Genomic DNA, 25240 nt, shown 5'->3' on the forward strand with positions numbered 1-25240 from the left:
TCCAGGAGCGCGCAATGTCATTTGGTCGGCTCAAGCGACACTTTCCATGGATCACGCTGGTGGTTCTGGTGCTCATCGTCGGCACCATCCACCCGAGTTTCCTGCGGCCGCAAAATCTGATCGAGCTCGCCGGAGACATCGTACCGCTGTTTATCATGGCGCTTGGCATGACGCTCGTCATCTATATCGGTGGCATCGATCTTTCCGCCCAGTCAGTGGCGAACATGACCACTGTGCTTGCGACCATATCGCTGCCGATGTTCGGCGTGTTCAGCGGTGTGCTCGTCATCCTGGCAGGGTTGGTGTTCGGTGCCCTTTCCGGCTTCGTGACGACACGGCTCAAAGTGCCGTCCTTCATTGCCACGCTTGCGGTGGGGGGCCTGGCGCTATCCGTCGGGCAATATGCTTCCAGCCAGCGCGCGCTTTACATGGATGCCGGCGAACGCGACCGTGCCTTCGGTTGGATGGTCGGCAGCGGGTGGAGCGGCGTGCCGCATGAACTGATCCTGGCCCTGGTCCTGGTCGTGCTTGCCTGGTTCCTGCAAAACCGCACCACGACAGGGCGCGCTTTGAAGGCTATCGGCGCCGGCGAGCCTGCCGCCGTCGCTTCCGGCCTGAAGGTCGAGCGCTACAAGATCCTGGCTTTTGCCTTCTCCGGCATGCTCGCCGCGATTGCCGGGCTGCTCTTCTCCGTCAAGCTTTCCGGCGGTTCGCCGACGCTTGCCGAAGGCTTTCTGCTGCCGGCGATCGTCGCCGTCCTGGTCGGCGGTACGCCGCTGACCGGCGGCGTTGGCGGCGTGCTGAACACCTTGGTCGGTGTGCTGATCGTGGCGGTCGTGCGCGCCAGCATGCTGTATTTCGGCGTGCCGGCGACAAGTCAGCAGATCGTCTTCGGCATCGTGCTGATCGTTGCGATCGCGCTGACGATCGACCGTTCTAAAATGCGTATCGTGAAGTAGGCCCGGCCATGGAAACGATGACGGCGGCGGTCCTGGTTGCGCCGCGGCGCTTCGAGATCAAGGAATTGCCCGTCCCGGTTTGCGGACCCGATGACGTCCTCATCAAGGTTGATCGCTGTGGGATCTGCGGCACTGATATCCACATGTTCAATGGCCACTATGCCGTCGAACGGCTGCCCATCGTCCCCGGCCATGAATTCACAGGCACGATCAGCCGGATGGGCGAAAAGGCGGGCCCATTCGTCCTCGGGCAACGGGTGGTGGCCGACATCAATATCGGCTGCGGCGGATGCTACTACTGCCGCAGGAATGAGGTGCTCAACTGCGCCGAAGTTCGGCAGGTCGGCATCTCGCGCGACGGTGCATTCGCGCAATATGTCTCGATTCCGGGTCGTCTGGTCATTCCGGCGCCCGACGACGCCGCGCCGCCCATGCTGGCGTTGACCGAGCCGGTCGCCTGCGTCGTGCGGGCCGCGCGCAAGGCCGAGGTGCGATTTGGCCAATCCGTCGTCGTTCTTGGCGCGGGGCCAATCGGCAATCTTCATATCCAGATGATGCGACTGGTCGGGGCGGCGCCCATCATCGTGGTTGAACTTTCTCCAGAGCGTGCTCGGCTCGCCGGGCTGGCAGGCGCCGACGCGGTTGTGAGCGATCCCTCGCGGGTCAAGGGCACCGTGCTCGCCATGACCGGCGGCCGCGGTGCCGACATCGTCATTGAAAGCGTCGGCCTGCCGCAGCTCTACGCTCAAGCCTTTGACCTGATCCGGCCCGGCGGTCATGTCGCCGCATTCGGCATAACCGGTCCTGGTGACAGCATTCCGCTCGCGCTGCTCGACACCGTGCTCAAGGAAAATTCGGTCAAGGGATCGGTCGCGGGCATGGGAGAGGATATGCACGACGCGCTGACCCTGCTGCTGCATGGCCGGTTCGATGTCGCCCCCTTCGTGAATACTACCTACGAACTCGCCGCGATTCAGGAGGCGTTTGAGACGCTGAAGGACCGGCCGGGTGTTCTCAAGACACAGATCGCAATCTGAGCAAGCCCAGGAACCCAGCGAGCAGTGGTACTTGGAATAACCGAATAGTTACTTATAGTGCTGTCGCGGCGACGGCCGGAGGAGAAAACCATGGATCATCAACCCGCCAATTTCTTGCTGCCGTCCGATCCACGGACGTTCGGTTTCTTTGTCGACGGCAAGATCGTTGAGGCTGGCGCACGTCCGTATTTCGAGCGGCACAGTCCGGGGCACGGCGTTGCGGTCACCCGCATCCCGAAATGCACCAGGGATGATCTCGACCTGGCGGTTGCCGCAGCGCGGCGGGCCTTCGAGGACGGGCGCTGGTCGCGCATCCCCTCGGTCGAACGGGCGAGCGTGCTGCTACGGGCCGCGCAGATCATCCGCCGGCGTGCCGAGGAGATTGCGCTTTGGGAAACGCTGGAGAATGGCAAACCGATCAGCCAGGCCCGTGCCGAGGTCGATGGCTGTGCCGGGATCTTCGAATACGCGGCCGGCGCAGCCCGTGCACTGCATGGCGACGCTTTCAACAATCTTGGCGATCGCCTGTTCGGGCTCGTCACGCGGGAGCCAATCGGGGTCGTTGGTCTCATCACGCCCTGGAATTTTCCCTTCCTCATCCTGTGCGAGCGCGTGCCGTTCATTCTCGCAGCTGGCTGTACAATCGTCGCCAAGCCGTCCGAAGTGACTTCGGCAACGACGCTGATCCTCGCCGAAGTGCTGGCGGAAGCCGGCCTGCCAGCGGGCTGCTACAATGTGGTGACCGGGTCGGGCAGCACGATCGGCCAGGCGATGACGGAGCATATGGATATCGATATGCTGTCCTTCACCGGCTCGACCTCCGTTGGCCGGCGCTGCGTCCAGGCGGCCACCGGAAATTTCAAGAAGCTCGGCCTGGAACTCGGCGGCAAGAATCCGCAGATCGTCTTTGCCGACGCTGATCTCGAGGACGCTGCCGACGGTGTCGCCTTCGGGATAGGCTTCAACACCGGTCAGTGCTGTGTTAGCGGCAGTCGGCTGATCGTCGAGCGCTCGGTGGCGCGCGCGTTCGAAGAGATGGTCGCGGCGAAGTTCGCCAAGGTAAAGGTCGGCGACCCGCTTGATCCAGCGACGCAGGTCGGCGCCATCACCACGGCCGCGCAGAACGACACCATCATGACCTATATCGCCAAGGGCAGGGCGGAGGGCGCAAGACTGGTCTGCGGCGGCGATCAACTCGACTTCGGCCATGGCCACTACATCGCACCGACCCTGTTCGGCGACGTGACCGGCAACATGGCGATCGCGCGCGACGAGATCTTCGGGCCAGTGCTAAGCATCATGCCGTTCGATACGGTCGAGGAGGCGATCGCCATCGCCAACGACACCATCTATGGGCTGGCGGCCAGCGTGTGGAGCAAGAACATAGACAAGGCGCTGACGGTGGCGCGGCGCGTGCGCGCCGGACGCTTCTGGATCAACACAACGCTTGCCGGCGGACCGGAACTGCCGCTGGGCGGCTTCAAGCAGTCAGGCTGGGGGCGCGAGGCCGGCATATACGGTGTCGAGGAATACACCCAGATCAAGTCCGTCCATATCGAACTCGGCAAGCGTGAGCCTTGGGTGTCGTGACAAGCGAACGCGGATACGATTTCGTCATCGTTGGCGGCGGCTCGGCGGGCTGCGTGCTCGCCGCACGCCTGTCGGAAAATGCGGATGTGCGCGTGCTTCTGCTCGAAGCCGGCGGCCGCGACAGCAACCCTTACATTCACATGCCTGTCGGCTTTGCCAAGATGACCTCCGGCCCTTTGACCTGGGGATTGAAGACCGCGCCGCAGAGGCATGCCAACCAGCGCGAGATTCCCTATGCCCAGGCCAAGGTGATCGGCGGCGGATCGTCTATCAACGCCGAGGTCTATACGCGTGGTCATCCCGCCGATTACGACCGCTGGGCGCGCGACGAGGGAGCCGAGGCTTGGTCCTTCGCCGACGTGCAGCCCTATTTCCTGCGCTCGGAAGGCAACACCATGTTTTCGGGAGAGATGCACGGCACGGATGGTCCGCTCGGCGTTTCGAACATCCCTGACCCGCAGCCGACGACCCGTGCATTCGTGCAAGCGTGCCAGGAATTCGGCATGCCCTACAATCCCGATTTCAACGGCAAGGCTCAGGAAGGAGCGGGCATCTACCAGACGACCACCAGGAACGCACGGCGCTGTTCCGCAGCCGTCGGCTATCTCAGGCCGGCCCAGAGCCGCCCCAATTTGACCGTCGAAACCGGATGCCTGGTCGACCGCATCCTTTTCGAGGGAGTTCGAGCCATCGGCGTGGCGTATCGCCGTGCCGGCGAGATGCGTGTTGCGCGTGCCGACAGCGAAGTGCTGGTTACCGCCGGCGCGATCGGTTCGCCAAAGATCATGATGCTGTCCGGCGTTGGGCCCGCGGCGCATCTGAAACAGCACGGCATCGAGGTCGTCCATGACCTGCCGGGCGTCGGTGAGAACCTTACTGACCACTACGGTGTTGATATCGTTGCCGAGCTGAAGGGCCCTACCAGCCTCGACAAGTACAACAAGCTTCACTGGATGGTCTGGGCTGGCCTCCAGTACAAACTGTTCAAGAGCGGCCCGGTGACGTCAAATGTCGTCGAAGGCGGCGCGTTCTGGTATGGCGACCAGTCGTCCGCCATTCCTGACCTTCAGTTTCATTTCCTGGCCGGTGCCGGCGCAGAGGAGGGCGTTCCGAGCGTCCCGTCCGGCTCTGGCATCACGCTCAATTCCTATACGCTGCGGCCGAAGAGCCGCGGCACTGTCAGGTTGCGCTCGTCCGATCCCGCCGACAAGCCGGTCGTCGATCCGAATTTTCTTGCCGATCCCGCCGATCTGAAAATCTCGGCGGAAGGGGTGCGCATCAGCCGCGAAATCTTTCAGCAGCCTTCCCTGCAAAGATACATCCAGCGCCTGCATTTGCCGGGCGAGGACGTCAGGACGCAGAAGGATTACGAAGACTATGCGCGCCGCTATGGCCGTACCTCCTACCATCCGACCTGCACTTGCAAGATGGGCGTCGATGCCATGGCAGTGGTGGACCCGAAACTTCGAGTGCGGGGGCTGGAGAACATCCGCATCTGCGATTCGTCGGTCATGCCCAGCCTTGTCGGCTCGAACACAAATGCCGCGACGATCATGATCGGCGAAAGGGCAGCAGACCTCATCCGCGGCAACAGGTAGCCGGAATTCTCCCGACAGGGCGCAGCCGTGCAGGCTGGCGCGCCCTGTCGTCTACGTTCCGGGGCTTGGCTGCCCTGTTAATCCCAGTCGGGTGCCCACGGCACCAAATCGGAGCCTATTATGCGTTTGTTCGTATGGGTGAGCGCATCGATGCGCGCCATGTCGACACTGGAAAGCGTGAAATCCATGATGTCGAAATTCGCCCGGATATTCTCGGGCTTGGTCGACATGGTGTTCACCGAAACACCTTTCTGCAGGATCCAGCGCAGCACCACCTGACCGGCGGATTTGCCATAGGCTTTGCCGATTTCAGCGAACTGCGGATATTTGAAGACTTCGCCGCGGGCAACGGAGGTGAATGACGACAGCGGAATGCCGGTCTCGTTAGCCGCCCGAAGCAGGATGTCCTGGTTGAGAAGCGGGTGGAACTCGACCTGGTTGGTGACGATCGGGCCGTCGAGGATGGCGCGCGCATCGCGCATCATGCCGGCAGTGAAATTCGACAGGCCGATATGGCGTGCCAGGCCCTTGTCGTGCGCGCTCTGAAGCAGCCTCAGGGGTGACGCAATGTCACCATCGAGCGGCGGCCAGTGCAGAAGCAGCGCGTCGACATAGTCCAGCCGCAGATCCTTCAAGCTCTTTTCGACGGAGGCCAGGAAGAGCGCTTCAGCGTAGTTGTCGGGATGGACCTTTGTAGTGATGCAAAGATCCTGGCGCGGCACATCGGCCTGCGCGAGGCCTTCTCCGACCTCGGCCTCGTTGCCGTACATCTGCGCGGTGTCGAATGCCCGATAGCCGACGTCCAGCGCGACCGCAATCGCGGCCATGCAGGCGTCATGGCGTAGCGGAAACGTGCCGAAAGCCCTCTGGTGCGTCTTCTGAAAAAAGATGTTCACGACTTTACCTCCAGCGTCGTCGGTTGCTCTCAGTAAATAACTGAATAGTTACTTATATCACCTTGCACACCATTGGCAAGATCGCCGGCCGCCGATCCCGAAGTGATTTTTTGGCGCCCACGCACGACCGTCGTCGATCGGTCTTGACCAAATTCAGAGGCGTGGTAATAACTAAACAGTTACTTTACTCGATGTAGGCGGGCTACTTCATGTCCAAGGTTACCAGCGCGGCGGACGCGGCAAGGGCAGTCAAGGACGGCGCGATTGTCGCGGTCAATTCGTCGAGCGGGCTATGCTGTCCCGATCTGGTCCTGAAGGCGCTTGGTGAGCGCTATCGTGATGAGCGCCATCCGGCCGGGCTGACTATGGTCCACCCGATCGCAGCCGGCGACATGTTCGGCACCAAAGGTATCGACCATCTGGCGCAGGATGGCATGATCGACACCATCATCGGTGGGTCCTACCCGTCGGGACCGTCCTCGTCCGAGCCGCCGCTGATCTGGCAGATGCTCGGCGAAGACCGGATCGCTGCCTACAACGTCCCAAGCGGCATCATCTTCGACATCCTGCGTGAAGCGGCCGGACATCGCCCGGGCGTCATCACCAAGGTCGGCCTCGAAACATTCGTCGATCCCAGCCTGGACGGTTGCGCCATGAACGCACGCGCACGGGCACGGCCAATCGTGCGCAAGATCGAGTTCGAGGGCGATGAGTGGCTGTATTTCCCGTCGATCAAGCCGGATGTGGCGATTATTCGTGCCACGACCGCCGACGAGCGCGGCAACCTGACATTCGAGCATGAGGGCGCCTATCTCGGCGCGATGGAGCTTGCGCTTGCTGCGCACAATTGCGGCGGGGTGGTGATCGCCCAGGTCAAGCACGTCGCCCAGGCCGGCACGCTGCGCCCGCATGACGTGCGCGTGCCGGGCGTTCTGATCGATATGATCGTCGAGGATCCCGAGCAGATGCAGACCACTGCAACGGCTTACGATCCGGCCATCTCCGGCGAATTGTTCAGGCCGCTCGATACCTTTCGGCTGCCAGCCTTCGATGCGGCCAAGACGATGGCGCGCCGGGTCGCGATGGAGCTGCAACGGGGATGGGTCGTCAACATCGGCTTCGGCATTTCGGCCAACGTGCCGCGTATCTTCCTTGAGGAGGGCCGCCATGGCGACGTGACGTGGGTGATCGAGCAGGGCGCGGTCGGCGGTATTCCGTTGCTCGATTTCAAGTTCGGCTGCTCGGCAAATGCGGAGGCGTTCGTCGCCTCACCGCACCAGTTCACCTATTTTCAGGCGGCGGGCTTCGACGCGTCCTTGCTCTCCTTCCTGCAGATCGGTGCCGACGGATCGGTCAACGTCTCGAAACTGTCGGCGCGGCCGCACGTCACCGCCGGCGCTGGCGGCTTCGTTGACATCACCGCGCGGGCGAAGAAGATTGTCTTTTCCGGGTACTTCAACGCGGGGGCGAAACTCTCAGTCAGCAACGGAAAGCTCTCCATCGACAAGGAGGGCAAGGTGGCCAAGCTGGTGCCCAGCGTCGAGCAGGTGTCCTTTTCCGGCAAGCGTGCAACGGCGCAGGGACAGGATGTGACCTATGTCACCGAGCGCTGCGTGCTTCGGCTCATCGATGGCAAGGTCACGGTGACCGAGATCGCGCCCGGAATTGATCTGAACCGGGACATTCTTGGCCAGGCGGCGTTTCCGTTAGCGGTTGCCGACACCATTCGCCCGATGTCGGGACATCTTTTCATGCCCGACCGTATGGACGGCCATTTTCGCCCCGCCGTGGCTGCCGAATGATGCCGGAAAACCGGATCGGCCTTGAGATCGACGGGCAGGTCGCGGTCGTGACACTCGACCGTGCCGAAAAGCGCAACGCGCTGAATGCGGCGATGATCGACGGGCTTGCGATGGTCTGCAGGACCATCGAGCACAGTGCGGCGGTCAGGGTCGTGATCCTGACCGGCGCGGGCAACAGGGCCTTCTCGGCAGGTGGTGATATCCAGGCCTGGAGCGGTCAGGCGCCGGAGGATTTCGGCCGCTTCTGGCTGCGCGAAGGGCATGATGCCTTCGCGGCCGTTGCCCGGCTTCGGCAGCCGGTGATCGCCGTCCTCAACGGGGATGTGTTCGGCGGCGGACTGGAATTGGCAGCTTGCGCGGACCTCCGGATTGCCGAGCAGCATGTCAGGATCGCTCTGCCGGAAACCGGGCTCGGCATTATTCCGGGTTGGTCGGGCACACAGCGCGCGGCGCGCCGTTTCGGCGCGCAACTGGTGCGGCGGATGGCACTGTTCGGCGAGGTCTTCGACGCCGGACAGGCACTTGGCCTCGGCATCGTCGATCATATCGCGCAGAGCGGCGCGGGAATGGCCAGGGCACGGCAGATCGCCACGCAAGTCTGCGGTCGCGCGCCGCTTGCGACCGAGCTGACAAAGATGCTTGTCAACGCGGCCGAAGGCGAGGAATCAGAACGTGTTCTCGAAGCGCTTGCCGGCATTGCGGCGGCGCGATCGAAGGATCTCCAGGAGGGGCTAGCTGCCTTCCGCGAAAAACGGCCTGCGCGCTTCTGAAGGCCGTCAATCTGCCGGCCGGCAAATGCCATATGATGAGGGAGAGGTTCCGATGATCCGCCATTTTGTGCTGCTGCGGTTTCGTGCCGATGTGAGCGCCGAAACCAAATCCGGGCTCTATGAGGAACTGGATCGCTTGCGGGACCATCTGTCGGGCATTATCGCCTTTCATGGCGGATCGAATGTCAGCGTGGAAACGGACCTGATCCGCGGCAACCATGACGCATTCTGGGTCGACTTCGCGGATGAGAATGCGCGTGATGACTATCTTCGCGATCAAAAGCACCAGGAGGTCGGTGCGCGGATCGTGGCTCATACCGAAGGCGGCATTGATGGCGTGACGGTGGTCGATCTTCGGTTCTAGACGAGACACAACTCGACTGATCTAGTGATAGATCATCAGTTTGTTCTCTCCGGACTGCACCGTTTCGCCGCGTTGGTTGGTGACGGCGAAGCGCAGGGTGAGGATCCCGCGCGCCGCATTCCGGGTCTCCCGTTTGTTGGCAACGACAATGCGCGCGCGGATCTCATCGCCGGCAAGGACAGGCGTCACGAACGTCCAGTCCCAGCCCAGCGAAGCGATTGCCCGAAACCCGACCTGTGCCTGGTTCTTCAATCCGTCCACCAGCGACAGCACCAGCAATCCATGCGCGACGCGGGCCTGGAAGCCATGGCGTTCCGCGCCTGCCGTGCTCATATGGATTTCGAAACGATCGCCTGTCAGCTCGGCGAAAGTGTCGATCATCTGCTCTGTGACGGCCACGGCACCGGTCTCGAACCAATCGCCGACGGCGATCTCCCCATAGGACAGGCCTTGCGCTGTGAGCTGGCGGCCCGGCGCGTTCTCGGCCGTCATGCCGGCACCGGGGCATCCTCCCGGATCAGCTTGCGCTGCTTCAGGTCGGCCCAGAACTCGGTCGGGATCGGATGGCTGAACCATGTGAGGTTCTGGGACAGCTGCTCCACCGTTCGTGTGCCGGCGCAGAAGGAGGGAATGGCGGGGTGGGCCACCACGAATTGCAGCGCGGCCGCGGGGAGGGGCACGTTGTGGTCACGGCAGACGGCCTCGATCCTGGCGACCTTGTCCATGACCGCCAAGGGCGCCGGTGCGTAATTATACTTGGCGCCGTCGACCGCGCCTGTGGCCAGGATGCCGGAGTTGAAGCCGCCGCCAACGATCACCGCGACATTGCGCTCCTCGCAAAGCGGCAGGAACTCGTTGAGCGCATCCTGCTCCAGGAGCGTATACCGCCCTGCCAGCAGGAAGCAGTCGAAGTCGCGTTGCCTGAGCGCTTCGAGGCAAACCTCCCACTCGTTGACCCCAACGCCGATCGCCTTGACCAGGCCTTCCGAGCGCAGTTTTTCCAGCGCGCGCCAGCAGCCGTCCATTGCTTGCCTGAACACTTCGGGCTGGGCGTCGCCACGCGTAAAGCGATCGATGTCATGGATGAATAGCATATCGATGTGCTCCAGCCCCAGGCGCTGAAGCGAATCCTCGAACGACCGCATCGTCCCATCATAGCTATAGTCGAAGATCATCTCGTTGGCCGCAGCATTCGTCCATGGCGAGAAGTCGATCTCGGATCGCTTCTTCGCCTTCAGCACACGTCCGACCTTCGACGCGAGTACGAAATCCGAACGGTTCTTCCAGCGCAGTGAATGGCCGACGCGCAGTTCTGAAAGTCCATGACCGTACATGGGGGCGGTGTCGTAAAATCGGACGCCGGCGTTCCAGGCATGCTGGACCATGACATCGGCCGTGGTTTCGTCGATTTCCCTGAGAAAGTTCCCGATCGGCGCGGTGCCGAAGGCGAAAGTCGTGACATCGAGACCGACCCGGCCGAACCTGCGCCTGTCTGAAGGTTGCATCCAATTTCCTCCCATTAGTAACCATCTGGTTATTTTTATCGTAACTTCTCACGCTGGGCAAGCGGCAGTTACACGGGTCGACCGGCCGCTTCGATTTTCCGCGCTTGACGGGGAAGCCGCATCCGCGTTAGGAGTAACTAGATAGTTACAAAATGATGGACGCGATGCTTATCACAGACACTCAGCGCCAAGTGCGGGACATGGCTCGCCAGTTTGCCGACGATGTCATCAGGCCGGCGGCCGAGGCCCTTGATCGCGACGAGCGATTCCCAGTGGAAATCTACGAGCAGATGGGCGCGCTCGGTCTGTTCGGCGTCGGCGTTCCCGAGGAGATGGGTGGTCCCGGTTTCGATACGCTCACCTACGCGCTGGTGATGGAGGAGCTGTCGCGGGGCTACGCCTCGGTCGCGGACCAGTGCGGCCTGATCGAACTGATCAGCACGCTGTTGGTGCGCCACGGCACGCCGTCTCAGCGCGAGCAATGGCTAGGTTCGATGATGCGTGCCGAAATCAAGGTTGCTTACTGCATCACTGAACCGGAAGCCGGCACCGACGTCTCCGGCATCCGCACCACGGCAACGCGTGACGGAAGCGGCTGGCGGCTGAACGGTGGAAAAATCTGGATCCACAACGCGCCAGTCGCCGATGTCGGGTTCGTGCTGGCCCGCACCGACAAAACCGCCGGGCATCGTGGCATGAGCATCTTCATCGTCGACCTGCATGCCAAGGGCGTCGAGCGCGGTCCGAAGGAGCACAAGATGGGCCAGCGCGCCAGCCAGGTCGGCGCGCTCAATTTCGCCGATGTCATGCTCGGTGAAGAGGCCCTGCTCGGCGAGGAGGGCAAAGGCTTCCACATGATGATGAGCGTGCTTGACAAGGGGCGCGTCGGCATTGCTTCGCTTGCCGTGGGCATCGGGCAGGCCGGATTGGAAGCGGCCGTCGACTATGCCCAGCAGCGCAGACAATTCGGCAAGGCCATCGCCGAGTTTCAAGGTGTCCAGTGGCTTTTGGCCGACATGGCCAAGGACATCGAGGCGGCGCGCCTTCTGGTGCAAAGCGCGGCCGCCAAGATCGACGCCGGCGAGAACGCGACCAAGGCCTGCTCGATTGCGAAATGCTTCGCCGGCGACATGGCCGTCGCCCGCACCGCGGACGCAGTGCAGGTCTTCGGTGGCTCCGGCTATATCCGCGGTTTCGAAGTCGAGCGGCTCTATCGCGACGCCAAGATCACGCAGATATACGAAGGCACCAATCAGATTCAGCGCATGATCATCGCGCGTGAACTGCTGAAGCACGGGGCACGGGGATGAGTGCAGCGCCGCGCCATGCTGCCCTGATCACCGGTTCGAGCCGCGGCATCGGGCTTGCCGCCGCGCTTGAGCTGGCCAGCATCGGATTCGCCATCGCGCTTAACGGCCCGACCGACGACGACGAATTGCGCGAGGCCGAGGCGACGGTCGCCGCGACTGGTGTTCCTGTGATCCGGATAGCCAGTGATGTCGGCGATCTTTCATCGCATGATACGCTCCTCGACCAGGCCGAAAATGCGATCGGCCCGCTGTCGACGTTGATCAACAATGCCGGCGTGTCGGTGATGGATCGCGGCGATCCGCTTGATGTTTCGGAAGCGAGTTATGACCGCTGCCAAACGGTAAACGCCAAGGCGCAGTTCTTCCTCGGCCAGCGTTGGGCCCGGCGGTTGCTGACGCGCCCGCGCGACGATGGCCGTTTCTACAGCCTCATCAACGTCTCGTCGTCCAACGCCTCCGCGGTGGCCGAGCCGCGCGCCGAGTACTGCATCTCCAAGGCCGCTTCCGCCATGATCAGCAAGGTGTTGGCCGTGCGTCTCGGGCGGGAGAACATTGCGGTTTACGACATCCAACCGGGTTTGATCGAGACGGCGATGACCAGACCCGTCTCGCAGACCTATCAGCGGCGGATCGATGAGGAAGGCCTGACCCTGATCCGCAGGCTCGGGCAGCCGCAGGATGTCGGTCGCATCATGGCAACCCTGGCGTCGGGCGCGCTACCCTATACGACCGGTCATGTCATCTCGGCAGATGCCGGGATGCTGGTGCCACGTTTCTGAGCTCCCGAGCCCCTGTGAGACAGGAGACGACCCGATGATGATCAGGCTTCCCGATGCAAAGGGCGTATTTTCCGACTATCGCATGAGCGGAAAGACCGTTCCGGTGGCCAGGCTTTCGGAGCGTTCCGCTCGCGTCGTCTTTTCGGCCGCCCATGTCGTTGCCGACCCATTCACGGGCAATGATCCGATGGGGCCGGCCACCGTGGACTGGGACGCTACCATGGCATTTCGGCGCTATCTCTCGGATATGGGCCTGGGCATCGCGGAGGCGATGGACACGGCACAGCGTGGCATGGGCCTCGATTGGTCCGGTGCGCTCGAACTGATCCGCCGCACGAGACAGGAGCTTCCTGGAGCGCTGGTGTTCAACGGTTGCGGTACCGATCATCTCGATCCCGCCGGCGCGGGCTCGCTTGACGACGTGCGGCGTGCCTATTTCGAACAGATCGAGGCGATACAGGCGCTCGGCGGACGGCTGATCCTGATGGCGAGCCGCGCTTTGGTGGCGGTCGCCTCCTGCCCGGACGACTATTTGTCCGTCTATCGCGACGTGCTTGGCCGATGCGACAATCCGGTGATCCTGCATTGGCTAGGCGACATGTTCGATCCGGCACTTGCGGGCTACTGGGGAACCGACAGCTTCGAACAGGCGATGGAAACGGTGCTTGCCATCATCGCCGAGAACGAAAGCAAGGTGGACGGCATCAAGATTTCGCTGCTCGACAAGGACAAGGAGATCCAGATGCGCCGCCGGCTGCCGGTGGGCGTCAAGATGTATACGGGCGATGATTTCAACTATCCCGAACTGATCGCCGGCGACGAGCACGGCTTTTCGCATGCGCTGCTCGGCATTTTCGACCCGCTGGCGCCGGCGGCTGCCCATGCCGTGGCAAGGTTGGGAGAGGGCGATGTCAAGGCGTTCCGTGACACGCTGGACCCCACCGTGCCGCTGGCGCGGTTGGTCTTCCGGGCACCGACGCAACACTACAAGACGGGTGTGGTCTTTCTCGCCTGGCTGAACGGCTTCCAGGATCATTTCGTCATGTTGGGCGGTGCGCAGGCGAAACGCCCGCTGCCCTATTTCGTGGAGGCCTTCAAGCTCGCCGATGGCTGCGGACTGTTGCGCGACCCCGACATGGCGGCCAACCGCATGCAACGGCTGCTGGCGCTCCACGGCGCCTGAAACAGACCGATGCGCGATTTTTCGAACGATCATTCCGCGTTGGCCCTCAACACAGCCACGCTCGGCCACAATGTCGACGGGCATGGAGCCGGTTGGCCGGTCGAGCGGGTCATCGATGCCTGCGCCGAGCGGGGTTTCGGCGGCATCGTCTTCTGGCGCCGGGAGATCGGCAGCCGCGGTGTCGAGATCGGCAATCGCGCCCGTGCGGCGGGGCTAGCCGTGGCCGGCCTCTGCCGGGCGCCTTTCCTCGTCGGTCCTTTGGCGCTGCCCACAAGATCCGCGATCATGGACGAATTTCGCGCCTCCATCGATATGGCGGCGGACCTTGGAGCGCCGGTCCTGACCATCGTGACGGGCGGTGTCGAGCCACGCACGCTCGGCGTATCGGAAAGTCTGAAGCGTGTCGCCGACCGCGTCGCCGAAGCAGCCTCGTATGCCGCGAAGTGCAGTGTCAAACTGGCGCTCGAGCCGCTCAATCCCGTTTACGGCGGCGACCGCTCATGCCTGGTGACCATTCGCGACGCGATCGATCTCTGCGATGCCATCGGGCACGCCAACGTCGGCGTGGCCGTCGATGTCTACCACGTCTGGTGGGATACCACGCTCGACGCAGAACTGAAACGCGTCGGCGCGGGTCGCATCCTTGGCTACCATCTGTGCGACTGGCTGGCCGAAACGCGCGACGTTCTTGTCGATCGGGGCATGATGGGCGAGGGCGTTGCCGATCTAAAGGCGATCCGGGCCGCGGTCGAGACGGCCGGCTACAGCAGCTTTTGCGAAGTAGAAATCTTTTCCGCTGGGAACTGGTGGAAACGCGATCCGGCCGACGTGCTCGATATCTGCGTCGAGCGCTTTCGAACAGTTTGCTGAAAACGGCAGCGATCGCGAGTGGAGTTGCAGCCATGAAGATCCTTGTGCCCGTGAAGTGGACTGCGGATGCGAATGTGAAGGTTCGCGTGAAGGCTGACGGTTCGGCGGTGAAACTCGCCAACGTCAAGATGGCGATGAACCCGTTCGACGAGATCGCGGTCGGAGAGGCGATCCGGCTGAAGGAGGCCGGCAAGGCGGAAGAGATCATCGTCGCCTCGATCGGCCCGCAGCCCCGCCTCGTCATCCTCGGCAAGCAGGCGATCAACCACGATTCCAACCAGACCGGCCAGATGCTGGCGGCACTGCTGGGCTGGGCGCAGGGCACCTTCGCCTCCAAGATCGTGCTCGACGGCGACAAGGCCAAAGTGACGCGCGAAGTCGACGGCGGCCTGCAGACGGTGAAACTGAAGATGCCGGTGATGGCCCGGGAGTCTGTCGTTAAATTGAGCGCGTAACATCGGCAATCAGATCGACGCTGGTTCGATCCAAGATTGATCGACTAGTTATAACCAGTTAGTTACTTGTAATCAAAGACGCGACCTGGCCGTCACTTGAAGGAGGAACCCTTATGGCAGCACCGTTTGATTACATCATCACCGGGGCGGGGTCGGCAGGGTGTGTTCTTGCATCGCGCCTCACGGAAGATCCGTCCGTCTCGGTTCTGCTGCTTGAGGCCGGGGGTGGCGACGACAATTATCTTTTCCACTGGCCGGCGGGCTTCGCCAAGATGACAAAAGGGGTTGCCTCGTGGGGCTGGTCTACGGTGCCTCAGCGGCACATGCAGGACAGGGTTCTCTGGTATACCCAAGCAAAGGTGATCGGGGGCGGCTCAACGATCAACGCCCAGATCTATACCCGTGGTAACGCGCTTGACTACGACGCATGGCCGGCTGCGAGGGCTGGGGCTACAGGGACATTCTTCCGTACTTCAAACGCGCGGAAGGCAATGAGCGATTCTGCGATGATTTCCATGGCGCGGAGGGGCCGCTTGGCGTCTCCATGCCGCGTGGTGCGCTGCCGATCTGCGACGCTTTCATTCGTGCCGCCCAGGAGGCGGGTATTCCCTACAATCCTGATTTTAACGGCCGGCAGCAGCGTGGTATCGGCTACTATCAGTTGACCCAGCGCAATGCGCGTCGCTCCTCGGCGGCGACAGCCTTTCTGTCGCCGGCGCGAACGCGGCCCAATCTCACGGTTATGACCGGGGCGCAGGCGATCCGCGTTGCGGTTGAGGCGGGGCGCGCTCGCGGCGTTTACGTGGCGCAAGATGGCAAGATCGAGCGTATTGAATGTGCGCGAGAGGTCTTGATCACCTCAGGCGCAATCGGTTCACCACGTCTCCTCCTGCTGTCGGGCATCGGGCCGGCCGACGACATCAAGGCCCTTGGCATCGATGTGGTTCACGATCTGCCAGGAGTGGGGGCTAACCTCCAGGATCATGTCGACATCTGCGTGCTTTGTGAATGCACTGGCGACCATTCCTATGACAGCGTGCAGCGGCCGCACCGAACGCTCATGGCCGGGCTGCAATACCTGCTTTTCAAGTCTGGGCCGGTCGTCTCATCGCTGTTTGAGACGGGTGGCTTTTGGTACGCCGATCTTGATGCGCGTTCGCCAGATATGCAGTTTCATTTCGGGCAAGGCTCGGGGATAGAGAAGGGCATCGCCCGTCTGGATAACCCAGGTGTTACACTGAACACGGCGTTCATGCGCCCACGCTCCAGGGGAACGGTTCGACTGAAGAGCGCCGATCCTGCAGCCATGCCGTTAATCGACCCGAACTACTGGGCCGAGCAGTATGATCGTGAGATGTCTATGCGCGGCCTTGAGATGGCGCGCGAGATCATGTCGCAGCCGGCGTTGAAACCGTTTATCAGGCGCGAGGCGCTGCCGGGCGCTGCGGTTGCCGAGGATCCGAAGGCGCTTCTCGGCTACGCGTGCCGCATGGCCAAGACGGACCACCACCCTGTTGGAACTTGCAAGATGGGGCATGACTCGATGGCGGTGGTGGGCACCGACCTGAAGGTGCATGGGCTGGAGGGGCTGCGCGTCTGCGACTCTTCCATCATGCCGTTGATCAATTCCTCGAACACCAACGCGCCTACCATAATGATAGGCGAGAAGGCCTCCGACATGGTGGCCGGCAAACCGGCGCTTGCTCCGACAATCTTCGATTGGGAACGGAACGACGGACCACGCTTCGCCGAAGCTTAAGAGAGCCCGCGATCGCGTCTTGTCGGTTGACAGCTACCTGGCGCTATGAAATAACTAATTAGTTACAAATGAGCTGCCTCAGATAGCTTAATCGAATAAGCATGGCAGACGAAGGGGAGCAGCGATGATCAAGGTTCACGGCATACAGCATGTCGGTCTGACAGTGCCCAATATGGAAGAGGCAGTGCGTTTCTTTCGGACGATGTTCGGTGCGGTGACTATCATGGAGTGCGGCGGCGTCGATGTCGACGATACCTTCATGGTCCGCCGGCTCGGCGTGCCCGCGGGTTGCCGCATCAAGGATCAACGGGTCATTCGGTGCGGGAATGGCGGCAATCTTGAACTCTTCGAATATAGCGGCGAAGCCGAATCCGGCAAAATCAAACGCAACAGCGAGGTCGGGGCGTTTCATCTGGCTCTTGCCGTCGACGACGCGGTCGCTGCGGCCGATCGCTTGCGCGCCGCGGGTGTCGACGTCCTGGAGGGACCGACACTGATTTCATCGGGTCCCATGGAGGGCCTGACATGGGTCTATCTGCGGACGCCTTGGGGCCAGTTTCTTGAACTGGTGAGCACGACCGGCCCGATGGGGTACGAGGAGAGCGGCGGTCCGAAAATGTGGTCTCCAATCAGCGAATAGCTGAAGACCAGGACAAGGCATTCTCTCTCGATGCTTGCGTTTGGGAGGGCCAATTTTCGATCGACGCTTAAGCGTATCAGCAAGATTTTTTCTGCAACGCAAGCCAATGGAGGATCAAGCTAATGATGCAATTGAAAACAATGGTCTGGGCAGCCAGCGTGGCGACGCTTTTAGGCGGAAGCGCCCTTGCCGATGACAAACCTTTCGCCGGCGTCGAGCTGAAAATGCTTGGCATAGGGGATACGTCTGTCACCCGTGTCGCGCCAATCGTCGGCGAATTCGAGAAGCAGACGGGAATAAAAATCCATATCGATCAACTCCCGTATCCCGGCCTCATCGACAAGATTGTCGTCGAGGCGAGTTCGAGCAGTCCGACATATCAACTGCTTTGGGTCGACAGCCCGTGGGTCGGTCTTTTAGGTGAAGCAGGGGCGTTGGAGGATATGACCGCCCGCGCCAAGCGTGATGCCAAGGAGATCGGGCTGGATGACATCATTCCAGTCCAACTGCAGGAAAACACCTGGCAGGGCAAGCTTCTCGCTTTCCCCGCTTCAGGCATGATCTGGATGCAGCAATATCGAGCGGATTTGCTCGAAAATGCTGACGAGCAGGCCAACTTCAAGAAGAAGTACGGCTATGATCTGGCGCCTGCCAAGACATGGGCTCAATATCACGATATTGCGGAATTCTTCACACGCAAGAAAGGTGAGCTTGCCGGGGGTAAGCCGCTCGATTTCGATCTCTATGGTGCGAGCCAATCCTATAGTCGTGTCCAGGGGGCTATCACTCACGACTACTTTCCATTCATGCGCTCGTTCGGCGGTGATTACTGGGATCCAAAGACTGGGCTGTGCGCCATGACGAGTGACGCGCATGTCAAGGCAGCAGAGTACATGAAGTCCCTCATTCCGTTCAATCCGCCGGACTACCTCGGTCTGATGTGGGACATTCAGTCGGGCTTCATGGAGCGAGGCGAAGCTGCCGAGGCGGCCTATTGGAGCGTGCGTTCGGTGCGCCTGACGAACCCCAAGGAAGCGACGCTTGCTACAATCGGCAAGGCGGGCTTTGCAGAAAGCCCCGTATCTGACGCTGGTCCCCAGCCGACCTATACCGGCACACTTGGCTTCGCCATTAACGCCAAGTCCTCCGACAAGGAAAAGGATGCCGCATGGGAGTTCATCAAATGGGCAACCAGCGAAAAGCTGATGAGGCGGTTCGCTGACGAGGGAAATGGCGTCAGCCAGTTCCGCAAGTCGATCCTGTCTGACCCTGCGCTGCAGAAAAAGTATCCCTACTACAAGGTGCTTCTCGACAGTCAGGTCAATGCTCGCCGCCGCATCTTCCATCCCTTCTATCAGGATATGGAAGAAAACTTTGGCGTGGAGCTGAGCAAGTACATGGCAGGTGAAACGCCGACTGCTCTGGAGGCACTTACCAACGCATGCAATGCCGTCAACTCGCGGCTCTCGATCTTTCCGCTGGAACAGCGTCTGCGCTGGATCCAGGACGTACCGGCCGAAGTTCTAGCGAAGTAATTCTGATCTACCCGCCCCGACCTTTTCGCGGTCAGGGCGGGCTCCTTCAAATGGGAGGAGGAAGGAGCCGTCATGAGCCACGCTGCCAGCCGTAACAAAAGCATCGCGCTGATATTTCTTTTACCAGCTGTCCTCATTCTGTTCGTTACGACCATCTACCCGATGGTCTACGCATTGTGGCTAAGCTTTCGGAATTACGACCTTTCCAAGCCCTTCATCCCGCGAATTTTTGTCGGACTTACCAACTATATCGAGATCCTGAGCTCACAGGCTTTCTTCCATGCGCTGCTGACGACGTTCAAGCTGATGGCGATGACGCTTTCCGTACAGCTTGTGCTTGGAGTGGGGATTGCCCTGCTCGTGACCCAGAAGTTGCCCGGCATGGCGTTGGTGAGGACGCTGCTGCTTATTCCGATGATGATTTCGCCGGTCATCGTTGGGTTGGTCTGGCTCTTCCTCTATTTTCCCGAGCTTGGCTATCTCAACTATTTCATCGGTCTTGTTGGCCTGGGTCCCATACCTTGGATTACGAGCACCCGCTGGGCGCTCACCGCTATAGCGATAGCTGATATCTGGCAGTGGACGCCCTTCATCATGATGGGAACCGCTGCCGCGTTGCAGAGCCTTTCGCCGGAACCTTATGAGGCCGCGCGCATAGACGGCAATTCGCGTTGGGATGTGTTCCGCTACCTGACATTACCGCAGCTCAAGCCGGTTCTTATAAGCTTGCTATTCCTGCGTGCCATCGACGCCTTCAAAATTTACGACATCATCTACGTGTTGACAAAAGGTGGGCCGGGCGACGCGACCGAAGTCATGTCGCTCTACATCTATCGGCAGAGTTTCACCTTCTGGCGCATGGGCGTCGGGGCCGCTGCGTCTTTCGTGTCGCTCATCATCATAACTGTACTGATCACTTTCTTTTTCAAGTCGATGCAGCGCAGCCAGGCCACCCAGGCTCGGTAGGAGGGAAATCGCCATGACATCGAGTGTTCGCGAAAAGTTTCTCGTCTACCTGCTGCTCAGCGCTGTGCTCATTATCTTCATGACGCCGATCTATCTGATCCTGGTGTCCTCGCTGAAGCCGGCGGCGCTTATGTTCTCCAGACCGCCAGCCTTTATCTTCACGCCGACGCTCGACAACTACTATGACCTCTTCACGATGCGGCCGTTTCACCTGCAAATCCTGAACAGCCTGATCGTGGCGCTTGGTTCGACCGCGTTCAGCCTGACGGTTGGGACGCTCGCCGCCTATGCGATCTCGCGCATCAAGAGCAAATGGATCAACGATGTAGCGTTCTGGATCCTGTCGATGCGCATGTTTCCGCCCATCGCGGTCGTAGTTCCCTACTACATCATCTTCCAGTCGCTTGGCCTGCTCGACACGCCGCTGGCGCTCATAATCGTCTACTCGACTTTCAACATCCCGCTCACTGTCTGGCTGATGAAAGGGTTTTTCGACGAGGTGCCGGAGGTGCTGGAGGAGGCAGCCCAGGTTGACGGTCACGGCGTGTTCGCGACCTTTCTTCACGTGACCCTCCCGCTGACGGCTCCCGGCCTCGCTGTATCCGCGGTGTTCTGTTTCATCTTCTCATGGAATGAGTTCCTGTTCGCGTTGATGCTGACGGGATCGAAAGCCCAGACGGTGACGGTGGCGGTCATGTCCTTCTGGTCGAGCGATGCGGTCCAGTGGGGCCGCATCATGGCGGGATCTTTGGTCGTCCTGATTCCAGGTGTGATCTTTGTGCTCACCTGCCAGCGTTGGCTTGTGAAGGGCCTGACCATGGGGTCGGTAAAGGGATGAGCGCGATCCCAGAAATCAATTCAAGAGGAGGACGTCAATGTCGTCGGTGACGTTGCGAAATGTGGTCAAGCGCTATGGCCAGGTCGAAGTAGTGCACGGTATCGACTTGGCTGTCGAGGAGGGCGAGTTCGTCGTTCTGCTTGGCCCGTCAGGCTGCGGCAAAACCACTACCCTTCGGATGGTCGCCGGACTTGAGGACATTTCGGGTGGCGAACTTGAGATCGCGGGCCGCCGGGTAAACGATATTCAGCCGAAGGACCGGCAGATCGCGATGGTCTTCCAGAACTATGCGCTCTACCCGCATATGACTGTCCGACAGAACATGGAGTTCGCGCTAAAGCCTCAAAAACTCTCCGCGACTGAAGCGGAAGGTCGTATCAGCGAAGCTGCGCGTATTCTCGGCCTCGAATCGCTCCTAGCGCGAAAACCGTCGCAACTTTCAGGCGGCCAGCGACAGCGCGTCGCGATGGCGCGGGCCATGGTGCGAACGCCGAAGGTTTTCCTATTCGACGAGCCGCTTTCCAACCTCGACGCAAAGCTGCGCACGCAGGTCCGGGTCGAGATCGCGAAGCTGCACAAACGGCTTGGCACCACGGTCCTTTATGTCACCCATGACCAGATCGAGGCGATGACACTGGCCGACAAGATCGTCATCATGAAGGATGGCCACATCGAACAGATCGGGTCGCCGGTGGAGGTCTTCTCGCTGCCACGCAATCTGTTCGTTGCCAGTTTCATTGGCAGCCCAGCGATGAACCTCATGCCGGGGGTCGTCGAAGCCGCTGGCGGAGTGGCGGTTCTTACCTGCGGGTCATTGCAGATCCCGGCCCCCGACGCTCTGAGCCGCGTCCTGAAAACAGCGCAGCAGGTGACGGTTGGCGTACGACCATCGGACATCCGGTTGGTAAGTGGCGACGTGGCGGCGAGCTCGTATGACACGTCGATCGAGGTCGTCGAATATCTCGGCACAGAGGCGCTGCTCAATCTCAACGCTGGCGGCCAGGAACTTGTAGCACAGGTGCCTGCTTCGGCCAGGCCCGCGCCCGGCCAGGAAAATATCCGCATCGCCTTTGATCCCGACAAACTGCACATCTTCGATACGCAAAGCGGGCAGGCCATTCGGCCCTGATCTTGCGGCCACTACAGAATCCACTGGAGGACGCCATGGGGCGAGAGATCGTCTTCACCGGAAAGCGCAAGTTCGAACTCATGCATTACGACGACGCTCCAATCGGGCCAAACGAGGTACGTGGTCCAACATTGGCGACGCTTGTGAGCCCCGGCACTGAACTTGCGTGGGCTGATGGCGGTGATTTCCCGGTTCGTCCCGGCTATGCCGCCGTGTTCGAGGCAGAGGAGATCGGTTCGGCCGTCTCCGGCATCAAGTCAGGCGATAGAGTGCTATGCATGGGTGCCCACCGGTCGACCCAGAAATTTGACGCCAGATACGCAATCAAGCTTCCTGAAGGTATGGCGCCGGAAATAGCGGTGGTGGCTCGTCTTATGGGGGTGTCGATGACCACCTTGATGACGACCAACGCGCGACCTGGCGACAAGGTCATCGTCTGTGGTGCGGGTCCTGTGGGTTATCTGGCGGCGCACCAGTGCCGAATCGCCGGCTATGAAGTTACCCTTGTCGAGCCTAACGAAAGACGGCGGGCTCAAGCGGTTCGATCAGGCATCGTCAACACTCTTCCTGCGATGCCAGTGGGCGATCCAGCCTATGTGGGTTCGGTCGCATTGGTCATCGATTGCTCGGGGCATGAACAGGCGGTACTTGACGGCTGCAAAATTGTCCGCAAGCGCGGCGAGGTCGTGTTGGTCGGCGTGCCGTGGAAGGCGAACACAGCAATCCTGGCCCACGAGATCCTTCATGCGGTATTCTTCAACTTCGTCGTTTTGCGCAGCGGGTGGGAATGGGAAGTTCCGATCCTCGCCCGTACCTTCGTGTGGGAGGAACTTTACGAGGGCTACAACAATGCCACTCACAGCACCTTTACCGGTCTAGCCAAGGCGCTGAAATGGTTGTCGGAATGCCGTGTCCCGATCGATGGCTTGGTGCGCAGCCTGAATCCTGGTGACCCGTCCGCAGTCTATCATGCGCTGCTCAACGGAGAGATCGATGAGCCGTTCGTGGTGCTCGATTGGAGCGATGCCACGTGAATGACCAGTTGGTTTGCGATCTCCTAGAGTGGTGTGATTGGAAAAAGCGGGGGCACAATTACGCAATGGTATTGAGTGCAGCCAGACGTGCACCTGAACCCAGGCGCTCCCGGCAGTCCTGTCACAATACCGAGCGTAGGAAGTCGGCCGTCTCGGGTTTTTGAGGGCTGTCGAAAATCTGCGCGGGCGTGCCGAGTTCATGAATTTGCCCTTGGCAGAAGAAGGCGACACGATCCGACACCTCTCGTGCGAAACGCATTTCGTGGGTCACCACGATCATGGTCATCCCTTCTTTCGAGAGCATACGCAGAGTGTCCAGAACCTCGCCGACCAATTGCGGATCGAGAGCGGAGGTCACCTCGTCGAACAGCATGTAGTCAGGCGACATGGCAAGCGCGCGTGCGATTGCCATTCTCTGCTGCTGTCCGCCAGAAAGACGTGAGGGAAACGCCGTAAGCTTTTCACCGAGCCCGACATGGCCAAGCTGCTTGACGGCGATAGCCTCTGCTTCCTGCTTCGACTTGCCCAACACCTTTCTGGGGGCGAGCATGACGTTTTCGAGGACGGTGAGGTGTGGGAAAGCGTTCCACTGCTGGAAGACGATGCCGATCCTGCGGCGGAGCTTGTTTAAATCTGTGCTCTTCGCATGGACGTCGGTGCCGTCAACGCTGATCCGTCCCTTCTGGATGCCCTCGAGACCGTTGATGCACATCAGCATGGTCGATTTGCCGGAGCCTGATCCGCCAATCATCGATAGAACTTCGCCCTTCTTCACATCCAGGCTGACACCCCTGAGAACGTGCAGAGTGCCGAAGTGCTTATGTACGTTTTCGATCTCTATCATTGTATCCGCCATCTCTTCTCGAGCTGTGCTCCGAGCCTCGCGATTGGGAAGCTCATCAGGAAATAGATCACACCGGCGATGGACAGGATCAGGAGCGGTTCCTGCACTCTGGTCGTGACAATCTGCGAGCTTCGCAGGAGCTCGACGATGCCGATCCAGAGCACGAGGGCGGTGTCTTTCATGACCCCCAGCGCCAAACCTATCCAGCTCGGAAACACGATCCTGGTTGCCATGGGCAAGGTGATTGCCACGACCTCCTGAAACCAGGTCAAACCAAGCGATCGGGCCGCTCGCCTCGTCGTTGTCGGGACTGCCGTTACACCACTCCTGACGATCTCGGTGCAAAACGCCGCGGCATAGATGCCCAGGCAAAGGCAGGCCACCAGGTAGGTCGGCCAGTGAAGACGAAACATGCTGTTGAACGAGTTGAACAGCACCAGCTGGATGAGCAACGGAATGGACCGGAAGATGTCCAGAATTCCGCCAATTGGCCAACTGACCCACCAGGGTGAACCGGCCCTGGCAAGGCCGAACAACACGCCAAGGCCAGTGCCGATGGCCACGGAGGCCAGGGTGATGGCGATTGTGGTAACAGCGCCATTCAACATAAAGAGAATGTCGCTCCACGATAATGAGGCGCCAAAAAACATTTGCAGCTCCTCAGTAACGGAACAGGCGTGACGCAAGCAGTCGTGCACCTACGGTGAATATTTTTGATATGAGATAGTACAGGCAAGCCGCGACAAAGAAATATTCGAATGTGCGGTAGGTCACAACGTTCAATTGTTGCGTAACGCCGGTCAGGTCACTTGTCAGGCCGACTACCACCCCAAGCGATGTCATCAGGATCGACCAGACCATCTGGTTCGTCATGGCGTGGAACACCGCGCGCAGCATTTGCGGCAGGACGACGTGCCACATGGTCCGAATCTGACCCAATCCCAATGAACGTGCCGCACGTGTCTGGGTCTCAGGGACAGCGGAAAACCCGCCGCGGAAGGTTTCGGCGAGATAGCCGGCATTGTTGAAGGTGATGCCCAGCAGGAGCGCGGAGTAGGAGTCGACACGCAGCCCAAAGGATCCCAGGCCGAAATAGATCAGGTAGATTTGAAACAAGGCAGGGGTGTTTCGCGCGGTCTCGATCCATATGTCGGCCAAGCCCGAGAGCGTTTTTCCGCCCGACCTTTTTGCGAGAGCCAGCAGAATGGCGAAACTCGTGCCAATTGCCATCGCCAGGGCAGCAATTTCGAGCGTCACCAACGCCCCCCACAGCATCTCTGGCAGTGAGTGGAGCACGGGACGCCACTGGAAGGTGTATGCCATGCGAGTATCCCTTCATGCGATGGATACTGTTCTTCGGATCAGCAAAGACGTGTC

23 protein-coding genes and 2 pseudogenes are annotated in these 25240 nt (G+C 60.6%); 19 read left to right on the forward strand and 6 right to left on the reverse strand.

Annotation, left to right across the window (positions count from 1 at the left end; all coding sequences use genetic code 11):
- Window positions 1–14 precede the first annotated feature (14 nt).
- The 4 genes from ACZ89F_RS06750 (at window position 15) to ACZ89F_RS06765 (ending at window position 5184) form a co-directional block, all read left to right on the forward strand.
- Window positions 15–959 (forward strand): ABC transporter permease, encoded by a 945-nt coding sequence (locus tag ACZ89F_RS06750; RefSeq protein WP_476090975.1) that lies wholly within the window; start codon window positions 15–17, stop codon window positions 957–959.
- An 8-nt stretch (window positions 960–967) separates the two neighbouring features.
- Complete coding sequence (locus ACZ89F_RS06755) at window positions 968–1996, forward strand: zinc-dependent alcohol dehydrogenase (RefSeq protein WP_476090976.1); 1029 nt, start codon at window positions 968–970, stop codon at window positions 1994–1996.
- Window positions 1997–2086: 90 nt separating this feature from the next.
- Window positions 2087–3586 carry an aldehyde dehydrogenase family protein gene (locus tag ACZ89F_RS06760; RefSeq protein ID WP_476090977.1) on the forward strand — a complete coding sequence of 500 codons (1500 nt, stop codon included), beginning with the start codon at window positions 2087–2089 and terminating at the stop codon, window positions 3584–3586.
- The gene (locus ACZ89F_RS06765) at window positions 3583–5184 is read left to right on the forward strand and encodes a GMC family oxidoreductase (RefSeq protein WP_476090978.1); all 1602 of its coding nucleotides are present in this window, start codon (window positions 3583–3585) and stop codon (window positions 5182–5184) included. The genes ACZ89F_RS06760 and ACZ89F_RS06765 overlap by 4 nt, the downstream gene beginning before the upstream one ends.
- Before the next feature lie 77 nt (window positions 5185–5261).
- Here the strand turns inward: ACZ89F_RS06765 and ACZ89F_RS06770 are convergent, their stop codons facing one another.
- Window positions 5262–6080, reverse strand: a complete 819-nt coding sequence (locus ACZ89F_RS06770) for an aldo/keto reductase (protein ID WP_476090979.1) — start codon at window positions 6078–6080, stop codon at window positions 5262–5264.
- Between the two features lie 209 nt (window positions 6081–6289).
- On the opposite strand from ACZ89F_RS06770, the gene ACZ89F_RS06775 reads away from it, so the two are divergent.
- From ACZ89F_RS06775 to ACZ89F_RS06785, 3 genes are read left to right on the forward strand one after another with little or no spacing between them, the layout of a single operon-like run.
- Window positions 6290–7882, forward strand: coding sequence for an acyl CoA:acetate/3-ketoacid CoA transferase (locus ACZ89F_RS06775; protein WP_476090980.1), 1593 nt, complete (start codon window positions 6290–6292; stop codon window positions 7880–7882).
- Complete coding sequence (locus ACZ89F_RS06780; protein WP_476097229.1) at window positions 7882–8652, forward strand: enoyl-CoA hydratase/isomerase family protein; 771 nt, start codon at window positions 7882–7884, stop codon at window positions 8650–8652. Before ACZ89F_RS06775 ends, ACZ89F_RS06780 begins: the two co-directional genes overlap by 1 nt.
- Window positions 8653–8704: 52 nt before the next feature.
- Window positions 8705–9016 (forward strand): Dabb family protein, encoded by a 312-nt coding sequence (locus ACZ89F_RS06785; protein ID WP_476090981.1) that lies wholly within the window; start codon window positions 8705–8707, stop codon window positions 9014–9016.
- 21 nt (window positions 9017–9037) lie between these two features.
- Here the strand turns inward: ACZ89F_RS06785 and ACZ89F_RS06790 are convergent, their stop codons facing one another.
- Together ACZ89F_RS06790 and ACZ89F_RS06795 are read right to left on the reverse strand one after the other, a co-directional pair.
- Window positions 9038–9508, reverse strand: a complete 471-nt coding sequence (locus tag ACZ89F_RS06790) for a MaoC family dehydratase (protein WP_476090982.1) — start codon at window positions 9506–9508, stop codon at window positions 9038–9040.
- Complete coding sequence (locus tag ACZ89F_RS06795; RefSeq protein ID WP_476090983.1) at window positions 9505–10521, reverse strand: aldo/keto reductase; 1017 nt, start codon at window positions 10519–10521, stop codon at window positions 9505–9507. Before ACZ89F_RS06795 ends, ACZ89F_RS06790 begins: the two co-directional genes overlap by 4 nt.
- A 164-nt stretch (window positions 10522–10685) precedes the next feature.
- Between ACZ89F_RS06795 and ACZ89F_RS06800 the strand changes: the two genes are divergently transcribed.
- The 12 genes and pseudogenes from ACZ89F_RS06800 (at window position 10686) to ACZ89F_RS06855 (ending at window position 23019) form a co-directional block, all read left to right on the forward strand.
- The gene (locus ACZ89F_RS06800; RefSeq protein ID WP_476090984.1) at window positions 10686–11831 is read left to right on the forward strand and encodes an acyl-CoA dehydrogenase family protein; all 1146 of its coding nucleotides are present in this window, start codon (window positions 10686–10688) and stop codon (window positions 11829–11831) included.
- Window positions 11828–12610 (forward strand): 3-ketoacyl-ACP reductase, encoded by a 783-nt coding sequence (locus tag ACZ89F_RS06805; protein WP_476090985.1) that lies wholly within the window; start codon window positions 11828–11830, stop codon window positions 12608–12610. Before ACZ89F_RS06800 ends, ACZ89F_RS06805 begins: the two co-directional genes overlap by 4 nt.
- A gap of 34 nt (window positions 12611–12644) precedes the next feature.
- Window positions 12645–13793: a dihydrodipicolinate synthase family protein gene (locus ACZ89F_RS06810; protein WP_476090986.1), complete on the forward strand. Its 1149-nt coding sequence runs from the start codon at window positions 12645–12647 to the stop codon at window positions 13791–13793.
- 9 nt (window positions 13794–13802) lie between these two features.
- On the forward strand, window positions 13803–14663 hold the full coding sequence (locus tag ACZ89F_RS06815; protein ID WP_476090987.1) for a sugar phosphate isomerase/epimerase family protein: 861 nt from the start codon (window positions 13803–13805) through the stop codon (window positions 14661–14663).
- 32 nt (window positions 14664–14695) lie between these two features.
- Window positions 14696–15085 (forward strand): annotated as a pseudogene (locus ACZ89F_RS06820) (electron transfer flavoprotein subunit beta/FixA family protein); the annotation flags it as partial.
- A gap of 146 nt (window positions 15086–15231) precedes the next feature.
- Window positions 15232–16877: pseudogene (locus tag ACZ89F_RS06825) on the forward strand (GMC family oxidoreductase).
- Between the two features lie 124 nt (window positions 16878–17001).
- Window positions 17002–17517, forward strand: a complete 516-nt coding sequence (locus ACZ89F_RS06830; RefSeq protein WP_476090988.1) for a VOC family protein — start codon at window positions 17002–17004, stop codon at window positions 17515–17517.
- Window positions 17518–17639: 122 nt separating this feature from the next.
- Window positions 17640–19052 (forward strand): extracellular solute-binding protein, encoded by a 1413-nt coding sequence (locus ACZ89F_RS06835; RefSeq protein ID WP_476090989.1) that lies wholly within the window; start codon window positions 17640–17642, stop codon window positions 19050–19052.
- A gap of 72 nt (window positions 19053–19124) precedes the next feature.
- The gene (locus ACZ89F_RS06840; RefSeq protein WP_476090990.1) at window positions 19125–20018 is read left to right on the forward strand and encodes a carbohydrate ABC transporter permease; all 894 of its coding nucleotides are present in this window, start codon (window positions 19125–19127) and stop codon (window positions 20016–20018) included.
- A gap of 13 nt (window positions 20019–20031) precedes the next feature.
- Window positions 20032–20856, forward strand: coding sequence for a carbohydrate ABC transporter permease (locus ACZ89F_RS06845; RefSeq protein WP_352809151.1), 825 nt, complete (start codon window positions 20032–20034; stop codon window positions 20854–20856).
- Between the two features lie 37 nt (window positions 20857–20893).
- Window positions 20894–21985: an ABC transporter ATP-binding protein gene (locus ACZ89F_RS06850; protein WP_476090991.1), complete on the forward strand. Its 1092-nt coding sequence runs from the start codon at window positions 20894–20896 to the stop codon at window positions 21983–21985.
- Window positions 21986–22020: 35 nt separating this feature from the next.
- Window positions 22021–23019 carry a zinc-binding dehydrogenase gene (locus ACZ89F_RS06855; protein WP_476090992.1) on the forward strand — a complete coding sequence of 333 codons (999 nt, stop codon included), beginning with the start codon at window positions 22021–22023 and terminating at the stop codon, window positions 23017–23019.
- A gap of 121 nt (window positions 23020–23140) precedes the next feature.
- Here ACZ89F_RS06855 and ACZ89F_RS06860 read toward each other — a convergent pair whose 3' ends face one another.
- From ACZ89F_RS06860 to ACZ89F_RS06870, 3 genes are read right to left on the reverse strand one after another with little or no spacing between them, the layout of a single operon-like run.
- Window positions 23141–23863: an amino acid ABC transporter ATP-binding protein gene (locus tag ACZ89F_RS06860; RefSeq protein WP_476090993.1), complete on the reverse strand. Its 723-nt coding sequence runs from the start codon at window positions 23861–23863 to the stop codon at window positions 23141–23143.
- Complete coding sequence (locus ACZ89F_RS06865; protein WP_476090994.1) at window positions 23860–24513, reverse strand: amino acid ABC transporter permease; 654 nt, start codon at window positions 24511–24513, stop codon at window positions 23860–23862. Before ACZ89F_RS06865 ends, ACZ89F_RS06860 begins: the two co-directional genes overlap by 4 nt.
- A 10-nt stretch (window positions 24514–24523) precedes the next feature.
- The gene (locus ACZ89F_RS06870) at window positions 24524–25186 is read right to left on the reverse strand and encodes an amino acid ABC transporter permease (protein WP_476090995.1); all 663 of its coding nucleotides are present in this window, start codon (window positions 25184–25186) and stop codon (window positions 24524–24526) included.
- Between the last annotated feature and the right edge of the window lie 54 nt (window positions 25187–25240).

The organism is Mesorhizobium sp. USDA 3734 (assembly GCF_056279665.1).